Here is a 2933-nt window from a genome sequence, read left to right on the forward strand (position 1 = left end):
GAGCACGTCGCCCGACAACGAGATGCCGACCGCGGCGAGCGCGAGAACGCCGCCGGCGACCCGGCCGGGGGTGACCGCGACCACGCCCGCAGGGCCGAACCCGATCCGATCGAGCACGAGTCCGTGCAGGGTCTGGCCCGCGACGACGCCGACGCTGAACAGCGAGACGCCGAGGACCCCGGCGGTCAGCCCCTGGGTGGAGACGGTGAGGGCTCCGCACGCCCCGCCCAGCAGCATCCAGAACGGGATCGTGTGATGTCGGATGCCGCTCCAGAGGCGTCCTACTCCGCGCCGGGCTGAGGGGATGCAGCAGATCACGGCGACCAGTGCGAGCAGGCCTACCGAGAACGAGAGGAGGCCCGCCACGATGCCGTCATCCACACGCACCCCGAGAACGCCGTTGATCCGGGCCTGGATCGCCGTCATGACTCCGATCGCGACGGCCCCGCCGAGTGCCAGGGGCGCGGGGAGTCGACGGGTTTCTGGCACCCGTCGACCTTATCGGAGCCCCAGCCCGCCGGGACGTGACGGATGTCGGCGGCCGGGGCTACGCTGACGGCATGTGCGCGAGCTACGGTCTCGATCCCCGGTTCACCGATGCGGAAGTCCTCGCCGCCGCCGACGATGCGGTGCTCGAGGGCCTGCGTGTCTGGGCGGAGGGGAACGCGGGTGAGACCATCCGTCCGACGGGGAAGAACCTCCGCAACCTCAACCCGGTGATCGTGCAGCCCGATGCCGCTCCCACATTGGAACCCGCGTGGTGGGGCTTTCTCGTGAACGGTGAGCCGGCGAAGTTCCCCTCGATCAACACGCGGTCCGAGCGCCTGCAGGAGCGCCCGGGCGGAGCGAAGTCGCGGGCGATCGTCCCGGCGACCAGCTGGTACGAGATGCAGAAGCCGTCGCGGCAGTGGAACGAGTTCCTCATCGACGAGGGCACGCTCTTCGGCATGGCCGCGGTCACGCAGCGCGGTCGCACCGCCGACGGCGAGTGGTACACGTGCTATTCGATCGTGATGCGCCCCGCCCCCGACCACCTCGTCGATCTGCACGATCGCATGCCGCTGCTCGTCCCGGCCTCGCTGAGTCACGATTGGCTGACGGCGCCACCGTCGAGGGAGATCATCGACGAGGCGATCCTCGCCTCCGACGAGATGGCCGCACGGGTCCACGCCCGTCCCCGTTCCTGAGCCGATCCATCCGCCGCGGGGAGGACATCCTGCTCCGGAGGACGGTACCTGGGGAGGACGCGCGGCGGCCCGACGCTCCGTAGCGTTGTCCACATGATCACAGCAGAAGGCCTCACGAAGAGGTTCGGAGACAAGACGGCCGTCGATGACGTGTCGTTCACCGTCAAGCCGGGCAGCGTCACCGGCTTCCTCGGTCCGAACGGTGCCGGCAAGTCGACCACGATGCGAATGATCGTGGGCCTCGACCGGCCGACGTCCGGACGCGCCGAGATCGCCGGTCGCGAGTATCGCAAGCTTCGCGCGCCGCTCACCGAGGTCGGCGTCCTTCTCGACGCGAAGGCCGTGCACACCGGGCGGACGGCACGCAATCACCTTCGGGCGATGGCAGCGACCCACGGGATCCCCTCCTCCCGCGTCGACGAGGTCATCGACCTCGCGGGCATCGGGTCGGTGGCCCGCAAGCGGGCCGGGAAGTTCTCGCTCGGAATGGGACAGCGCCTCGGCATCGCCTCCGCACTGCTCGGCGACCCCCACACGCTCATCCTCGACGAGCCCGTCAACGGCCTCGACCCCGAGGGCGTCCGCTGGGTGCGTCAGTTCGTCCGGCACGCGGCCTCCGAGGGCCGCACCGTGCTCCTGTCGAGCCACCTGATGAGCGAGATGGCGCAGACCGCCGACCATGTCATCGTGATGGGGCGCGGACGCGTGCTGGCGGATGCTCCGCTGGCCGAACTCGTGCGCTCCTGGACGCAGAACACCGTGCGTGTGCGCACCCCGCGACCCACCGATCTCGCCGCGGTCGTCGGCGGCCCGGGTGTGGAGATCGTGAGCTCGGCTCCCGACCTCCTCGACATCGTGGGTCTCCCCGCCGCCCGCATCGGCGATCTCGCCGCGGACCGCGGCATCCCGCTGCACGAACTCACCCCCACCACCGGATCGCTCGAAGACGCCTACCTCGCCCTCACCGGCGACTCCGTCGAGTACCGCACCAAGGAGATCTCATGACCACGACACAGGCACCCGCGCCCGCGCGGCCGCGCGTCGACACCGGTCGCCGGCTGACCTTCGTCCGCGCCCTACGCGGCGAATGGATCAAGCTCGCCACCCTCCGCTCGACGTGGTGGTCCATCGGCATCGCCGCGGCCCTCACCATCGGGATCTCCGTGCTGATCGCACAGGCGGTCGACATGCCGGGGTTCGAGCCGATCCAGGCCGTCGTCATGCCGATCCAGTTCACGATGCTGCTCGCCGGCATCATCGGTGCGATCTCCGTGACGGGCGAGTACTCGACCGGGATGATCCGTTCGACGCTCACCGCGAACCCGATCCGCGGATCGGTGCTGGCGGCCAAGTCGACCGTGCTCGCGGTCTTCATGTTCCTGTCTTCCCTGGTGATCTTCGGTCTCGCAGCCGTCGCGGTCTCGCTCATCGTGGCGCCGCGGGATCAGAGCATCGATTGGTCGGACCCGGCCGCGTCGTTCCTGCCCATCGTCGTCTCCTCCCTCGCCATGGCGGTGTTCGCCCTGATCGGAGTCGCCTTCGGGTTCATCCTGCGTTCGGGGGCCGGAGCCATCGCGGCGACCGTCGGCGTCCTGTTCGTCCTGCCGATCGTGGCGAACTTCTTCTCGTTCGCCGGCGAGGCGTGGGCATGGGTCATCGACGCATCCGCCTACCTGCCCGTAGCAGCTGCGCAGAGCGCGATCCTGCCGAGCGACGGCGCGACACTCGATGCCCCGGTCGCGTTCC

The 2933-nt window shown here is 69.7% G+C and carries 4 protein-coding genes; 3 read left to right on the forward strand and 1 reads right to left on the reverse strand.

From position 1 onward, the window contains the following. The coding region (locus tag ACNPM4_RS10420; RefSeq protein ID WP_448985620.1) for a DMT family transporter at positions 1-459 on the reverse strand (459 nt) is incomplete at its 3' end. A 101-nt stretch (positions 460-560) separates the two neighbouring features. Here ACNPM4_RS10420 and ACNPM4_RS10425 point away from each other — a divergent pair. The 3 genes from ACNPM4_RS10425 to ACNPM4_RS10435 form a co-directional block, all read left to right on the forward strand. Continuing rightward, positions 561-1187, forward strand: coding sequence for an SOS response-associated peptidase family protein (locus tag ACNPM4_RS10425; protein WP_029262752.1), 627 nt, complete (start codon positions 561-563; stop codon positions 1185-1187). Between the two features lie 93 nt (positions 1188-1280). Further along, on the forward strand, positions 1281-2192 hold the full coding sequence (locus ACNPM4_RS10430) for an ABC transporter ATP-binding protein (protein ID WP_029262753.1): 912 nt from the start codon (positions 1281-1283) through the stop codon (positions 2190-2192). Beyond that, positions 2189-2933 (forward strand): ABC-2 transporter permease (locus ACNPM4_RS10435; protein WP_448985617.1); only part of this gene is annotated, 745 nt, incomplete at its 3' end. The genes ACNPM4_RS10430 and ACNPM4_RS10435, both read left to right, overlap by 4 nt.

The organism is Microbacterium umsixpiens, from assembly GCF_053543675.1.